The 6,923-nt window shown below is 58.4% G+C and carries 3 protein-coding genes and 1 pseudogene; all 4 read right to left on the reverse strand.

Annotation, left to right across the window (positions count from 1 at the left end):
- Nucleotides 1-41: 41 nt before the first annotated feature.
- The 4 genes and pseudogenes from JFU37_RS30475 to JFU37_RS30490 all read right to left on the reverse strand — a co-directional run bounded on the left by JFU37_RS30475 (nucleotide 42) and on the right by JFU37_RS30490 (nucleotide 6,872).
- The gene (locus JFU37_RS30475) at nucleotides 42-2,477 is read right to left on the reverse strand and encodes an efflux RND transporter permease subunit (RefSeq protein ID WP_201120925.1); all 2,436 of its coding nucleotides are present in this window, start codon (nucleotides 2,475-2,477) and stop codon (nucleotides 42-44) included.
- 36 nt (nucleotides 2,478-2,513) lie between these two features.
- A pseudogene (locus tag JFU37_RS30480) lies at nucleotides 2,514-3,571 on the reverse strand (WD40/YVTN/BNR-like repeat-containing protein).
- 77 nt (nucleotides 3,572-3,648) lie between these two features.
- Nucleotides 3,649-5,010, reverse strand: a complete 1,362-nt coding sequence (locus JFU37_RS30485; RefSeq protein WP_201117135.1) for a DUF1329 domain-containing protein — start codon at nucleotides 5,008-5,010, stop codon at nucleotides 3,649-3,651.
- Nucleotides 5,011-5,042: 32 nt separating this feature from the next.
- Nucleotides 5,043-6,872 carry a DUF1302 domain-containing protein gene (locus JFU37_RS30490; RefSeq protein ID WP_201120926.1) on the reverse strand — a complete coding sequence of 610 codons (1,830 nt, stop codon included), beginning with the start codon at nucleotides 6,870-6,872 and terminating at the stop codon, nucleotides 5,043-5,045.
- Nucleotides 6,873-6,923 lie beyond the last annotated feature (51 nt).

A 6,923-nucleotide genomic window follows, 5' to 3' on the forward strand; every position in this document is an offset into this window, starting at 1 on the left:
GCCCTGCAGCGTATTGCGTGCCGGGCTTTTTTTGCTGCATTTCAGGGTGCGCGTCGGAGCAAGAAATGCGATAGCGCAGGAATTAATACTAACGCCCCGATCATATTCCAGATGAACATGAACGTTAGCAGGATGCCCATGTCCGCCTGGAATTTGATCGGCGACCAGGCCCAGGTAATGACACCTGCCGCCAGGGTGATGCCGACCAGCGCCACCACTTTGCCGGTGAACGCGACGGAGTTTTTGTAGGCTTCGGTCAACGACAGACCGGCACGTTGTTGCGCCAGTTGGACGCTGAGCAGGTACAGCGCGTAGTCAACACCGATGCCGACACCCAGTGCGATGACTGGCAAGGTCGCGACCTTGACGCCCATGCCCAGCCAGACCATCAGCGCTTCGCAGAGAATCGACGTCAGCATCAATGGAACGACCGCCACCACCACCGCGCGCCAGCTGCGGAAGGTGATGAAACACAACACGATCACCGCGCCGTACACGTAGAACAGCATGGTGCGGTTGGCGTCGCGCACAACAATGTTGGTCGCCGCTTCGATCCCGGCGCTGCCGGCAGCGAGCATGAACTGGCGATCGCCATTGCTATGCTCCCGGGCGAACTGATCGGCAATCTTCACCACATGATCGAGGGTTTCGGCCTTGTGATCCGAGAGATAAGCGATCACCGGCATCATTGAGCAGTCGTTGTTGAACAATTCGGGGTTGTTCACCGAGGCCTGCTGCGCACCGTAGTTCAGTACGTTCTGGTTCCGGGCGATGGTCAGCCACTTCGGGTTGCCCTCGTAGGAACCGGCGGTAATCTGCCTCACGGCATTGACCAGCGACACAGTGGTTTGCACACCGGGTTGCTGCTGTAACAACCATCCCAGGCGGTCTGCCTCCACCAGGGTTTCGTACTTCAGGCAGCCTTCGCTGGGCGTTTTGACCATGACCGCAAACTGGTCGCTGGACAGCGAGTAGTTCGCCGTGATGTAGGCGTTGTCGCGGTTGTAACGCGAGTCGGCGCGCAACTCGGGTGCGCCAGGGTCCAGATCGCCAATCTTCAAATGCGTGCTGACCATGAAGCCACCTACCGCCAGCAGCCCGGCCACCACCACCGCCACCGTTGCCCAGCGACGCTCGGTAAAGCGGTCAAGCAGACTCCACAGACTGCCCAGCCCTTTGCCCTTCAGCTCTTTGCTTTCCTGACGCAAACTGCGCGCCGCCGCTTTCGGGCTGACGCCGCAGTAGGACAACAACACCGGCAACAGCACCAGGTTGGTGAAGATCAGCACTGCCACGCCGATACTCGCGGTGACCGCCAGGTCCTGAATCACCGGAATATCGATCAGCATCAGCACGGCGAAGCCCACGGCATCGGCCAGCAGCGCGGTGAGCCCGGCGAGGAACAGACGGCGAAAGGTGTAGCGCGCAGCGATCAGCTGATGGGTGCCGCGTCCGACGTCCTGCATGATCCCGTTCATCTTCTGCGCGCCGTGGGATACGCCGATGGCGAACACCAGGAATGGCACCAGAATCGAAAATGGGTCGAGCGCGTAACCGAACAAAGTGATCAGCCCGAGTTGCCAGACCACGGCCACCACCGAGCACAGAATCACCAACGCGGTACTGCGCACGCAGCGGGTGAACAAGTAGATGATGGCAGTGGCGATCAGCGCGGCGGCGCCGAAGTACAGCATGATCAGCAGCAGGCCATCGATCAGGTCGCCCACCAGTTTGGCGAAACCGATCACACGAATCTTGATCGGGCCTTTGCCCTCTTCACCGGCCTTGTGCGTTGCGTTGCTGTCGGCGAACTCGAACTTGTTGCGTAGTTGTTCTTCAAGCATGCGCGAGAATTGGTGATAGTCGATGGCGGCGCCGGTAACGGGATCCTTCTCCAGCAACGGCACTACGATCATGCTCGACTTGAAGTTGTTGCCGACCAGACTGCCGATAATCCCGGAACGCGCGATGTTCAAGCGCAATTGCTCGACGCCACTGGCCGAGCCGTCGTAGGAGTCCGGCATGACCGGGCCACCACGAAAGCCCTCCTCCGTGACCTCCGTCCAGCGCACGGCGGGCGTCCACAATGACTTCATCCAGGCCCGGTCCACGCCCGGGGTCAGGAATAAGGCATCGTTGACCTGCTTGAGCACGTCCAGGTACTTCGGGTCGTAGATGTCGCCATCAGCGTTTTCCACCACCACCCGCACCGTGTTGCCCAGACCGCGCAAGGACTGGCGATTTTCCAGGTAGTTTTTGATGTACGGCTGACTCTGCGGAATCATCTTTTCGAAGCTGGCATTGAGCGTCAGCCGCGTGGCCGCGAAATAGCTCAGCAACACGGTGACGACCAGGCAAGTCAGCACCACCAGCAGACGGTTATTGAAAATCAGGCGTTCAAGCAAATTGCCGGAGCGTGCATCGAAGCCCTTGAGCTCTCGGATCACCGGCATCGTATCGAGGTTGTAATTACCCATGACGTGGCTCGTCTCTTTTTATTGTGTGAAGTGGGCTCATTGGTAGGGCAACTGGCGCAAGCCCTGAGCGCCTGCGACCACCACCGAGCCAGACCCGGTTGCCTGCACCGCAGCAGCAGGCCCCAGGCGTTGTTGTGGCGTTTGCGTGAAGGTCACGCCGTCATCAGAACTGACCAGCACTTGCCCCGCCTGGCTGACCAGGATGATTCGTCCATCTTCCGTGACCGTACTCGCGGTGATGCTTGAGGACACACTCAATTCAACTTTGTCCCAGTTCGCTCCTTGGTCAGCACTGCGGTAAACATTGCCCCGCAGACCAAAAACAAGCACGACGCCCGGTTTGCCGGTGATGCCAAAATAGCTACCGCTGTAAGGCGTGGGAACGTTGACGAAGCGTTGCGTTACCGGGTCCAGTTTCAGCACCAGGCCTTGTTCGCCGACGATGAACAGGTCATCACCGATTGCATGCATCCCATAGAAGTTCAGGGCGCCCGGGTTATCGGTGCGCTCCATCAGCGGAGCCCAGGTCTGCCCGCCATCTTCGGTGCGAAAAATCAGGTTGAACGCGCCGACGACGTAGCCAGTTTTGTCATCAGAGAACCACACGTCCAGAAAGGGTTTGTCCGCCCCTTCGTCGATCATTCGCTGGGCTTCGGCTAATAACGCATCATCCGGCACCGCTTGCCGCTGATAGTGTTCGAGCATGATCTGCCCTACCTGACGTCCATCGAGCTGGCGTTTCCAGGTTTCACCGTTGTCGTCGCTGTGCAACACAATGCCGTCGTGCCCGACCGCCCAGCCCTGGGTCGGGCTCGGAAACTGCACCGCCACCAGATCGGAGCTCACCGGCACTTCAGCCTGATGCCAATGAACGCCGTTATCATCGGAATAAAAATGTGGCCGCGCTGGCCCACAGCAATCACTCGCTTACCCGCACGGGCCACCCCGGTGAACGTTCCATTAACGGCTTTTTCACTCTGAATCGCCGGGCTCGACAGCGGGTCGACAAAATCCGCGGCGACCACGGCTCTGGTAAATGGCACGGCCAATGCCACGGCTAGCGCAGTGAGCGTTATCCATCTAAATGCATTCATGAGGTTCACTCGGAAAAAAGCCGCCAAACAGTGCGAGGACACACTGCCGGCGACAAAAAAATACCCGCGTTTATGGCTTAGCGAATACCCGTACCGGCCAGTGATTCAGGTGCCCACTGCGCTTTCGAAAGCGGATCGATGTACTTGATGCCGCCATACGGGCCGTAGATGCCGGTGATGTTGTAGCTGCCGGAGACAAAGTCATAAATCATGTGGTTGTCGGAGTTCGGCGCCTGCACGTCATAGCTGTAAGCGAGGTGTGCGAAGGAGCCGCGGTACAGCTTGCCGCTGGCGTCATATTCATCCGAAGCCAGGGCGATCCAGCTGTCTTCGTCGAGGTAGAAGGTGCGCTTGCTGTAGATGTGGCGTTTGCCCGGTTTCAGCGTGGCCTCGACGACCCACACGCGGTGCAGCTCCCAACGCACCAAATCGGGATTGACGTGGTGCGCCGTGGTGATGTCCGCCGCTTCCTTGTGATAGTTCAGCTTGTAGGTGTTGTAAGGAATGATCATTTCCTTCTTGCCGACGAGTTTGAAGTCGTAACGGTCCATGGCGCCGTTGAATACCCAGGCATCGTCATAGGTCGAGGCACCGGCCGAGCCGGGGTTTGGCGTGTCGTAAGCGATGTCCGGCGCGAGTTTGATCCGGCGCTGACCTGGCAGGTATTGCCAGCCACGACGCTCCATTTTCAGAGGGTTGACCGCATCCTGCACCAGGATGGCTTCGCCTGCGCGGCGGGCCGGGGCCTGGTAATAGAGTTTGGTCTTGAAGAACAGATCGCTCTCTTTCGCCGGCTCTGTACGCTTGGGATCGTAGAGCGGGTATTCGAGATACGCATTACCGGTGGTGGCCAGAATCGCCGTGCCGGCACCGTCGACGTTCCAGGAGTCGTATTTGAAATTGGTGGCGTAGCCCTGATAACGCAGCAGGTGGTTCCACATGGCCTCGTAGCCATCTTTCGGGATCGGGAACGGCACGCCCGGCAACGCGTTTTCAAGCGCTACACCACCCTCGAGGGTTTTGGTGCCGACTGCGTTTTTCGCGGTGTTATCCAGCAGGCGCTGAGGCAGCGCAACGCTGCGATGGGTCGGAAACACATCGACCCGGAACGTCGGATAACGCTTGAGCAATTCCTGCGTGCTCGCGGTCAGTTTGTCGGCGAATTGACCGACGTTTTTGCCGTCGATGACCGCACGCGGCTTGTCGGCCTCGAAAGGGTCTGGACGAAAAGAGCTGCCCGACTGGTAACTGGCTGGCGGCGTGGTGATGCCGCCGGTATAGGCCGGAATGGTGTTGTCGGCATTGCCGGCCTTTTCAGCGCCGACGGCTGTCAGGCTGCTGCCGAGTTTTGCCGCTTCTCCCGGAGAGACGGCTGCGTGTGCCGCGCCGGCGATGGCAACGGTCAAGGCAGTGAACAAAAGCGTGTTGACGAACTTCATGAGTGACTCCTGCTATCAAGCAAAGACTTCGATCAAATGGTCGTTTTGAACGTCAAAGTGACCATGCCCCGATCCTTGAGCTGAGGCTGAGTACCGCCAAAGGCAGTGGTCTGCCCCGGTACGCAGTTGTACTGGCCGTTGGCACCCGGTGCAGCGCCTTGGCCTTGAGCGCTCGCACCACCGGCTGAGCCACAGGTGTCGAACGGACCAAAGTTATCCACGTATTTCAGGTCGAACCGATACTGGTTGTGCACGTCCATGCCGACACCCACCGAATAACTGCCGGAGTCCTTGTTACCCCCCAGCTGAACAGCCGAGTTGCCCGAAAGCCCGACGTTGTAGGTGGCCGGCAAGTACATATCGATGCCGGGGAACACCTGATACCAGGTCGGGTTGAAGTTGACGCCCAGGACGTAGTTGTCCTTGCTGACCTTGTCGACACCGTGATACCAGTCTTCGCCCTTGAACAGCTGTTTGTTGTCGGTGACGTCCAGCCAGCGGCTGTAAGCGAGCTCAACCAGCAAGGACGAACTGTCCCAGACCGGCGTGTCGCCAAAGGTGGTCAGACCGTTAAGCACCGCATGCACCGTGTTGCCACGGGCCACGCCGTTTTCACCGTCAAAACTGCTGATAAACCCTGGCAAACCGGCCGCCCCGGCCGCCGGGCTGACCGTTGCCGGCACACTGGCCAACGGCATGTTGTGGCGATAGTTCAAGTCGAAGCCGACGCTGACACCTTCGATGCTTTTCGACAGGCTGAGGCCGTAGATATCGATGTCATCGACGTAAAACTGGTTGTAGCTGCCGATGTTGCCGGAGATCAGTTGCGCAGGACCTACTGCGGTTGGCTGCAAGACCAGGTTCGGCAGGATGTCGGATGTTTTGCGGTAGTAGAAACCGAGGGTGCCTTGCAGCCACTCAGGGCTCCACTTGGCCATCAAACCGAAGTCACCGTGCTTGTCTGGGGTGAACGTGTGACCGTTGTTGAGCCGCAAAAACTGATTGGCGCCCAATGGGCCGGGCGTACCAAAGCGAGGGTTCTGTGCACCGATCAACGATAGATTGTGCCCGCCATTCTGGATGCCGTCGTTAAAGCCAAGGTAGGTGCCGGATTCCGGCAGCCGCGCGGCGTCCCAATCCAGAAAATACTGCGCGCCGAGGGTCAGTTCCGGGTTGAGCGTGAAGCTCGCGGACAACTGATTGCGCGGAATAAACAGCTCTTTGGCTTCCGTTCCGGGTACCGCCAGCGCCTTGGAAATATCAAGTCCGGATTGCCCATAACTGTTGCCATGGGCAAAGGACAGAAGACTCTCCCCCCAGTAGAGGGTGTGCTTGCCTGCCTTGCCACTGAGCAGCGACTCATCACCGACTTCTGTACTGCCAAACACGAAGGCATCGAGAATTTCGGAAGACGGACCATTGTAATAACGATCGGTGTAACCGCTCTGGTGTCGGGAGTCCGGTACACCACTGTTGAGCTGATTGGTCGACGCATTGTTGCTGCCGACATCGTCATAAGCATGGTCGTACCAAGTGTTGGCGCTGACGCGAAAGCCGGCCTTCTGTTTGTAAACGACGTCCAGTTCAGAAAGCACATCCATGCGTTGGGAAACCGCACTGCCGGAGGAAAAGTTGCGATCCCCGTCATTGTTGTTCCAGGAATTGGCCAATTTGCTATTGGCTGATTCCACCCGCTGGGCATAGTTGAGCTTCACCGTGTTGTCGAAGCGAACCGCCAGGTCTTCGTTCCCTGTGTTGATTTCCAGTGCGTGTGCCGGTGTTATGCCCAGACCCGCCAGGATGGCTGAAGTCAGCAACCCCTTGCGGAGGTTTGCATGGCAGATCTTATTATTTTTGTTCATCTAACTTGCCACCTGCTCTATGGTTTACGAAAAGTCATGGTTTTGAATCAC

This window comes from Pseudomonas sp. TH41, from assembly GCF_016650695.1.
GTDB lineage: Bacteria > Pseudomonadota > Gammaproteobacteria > Pseudomonadales > Pseudomonadaceae > Aquipseudomonas.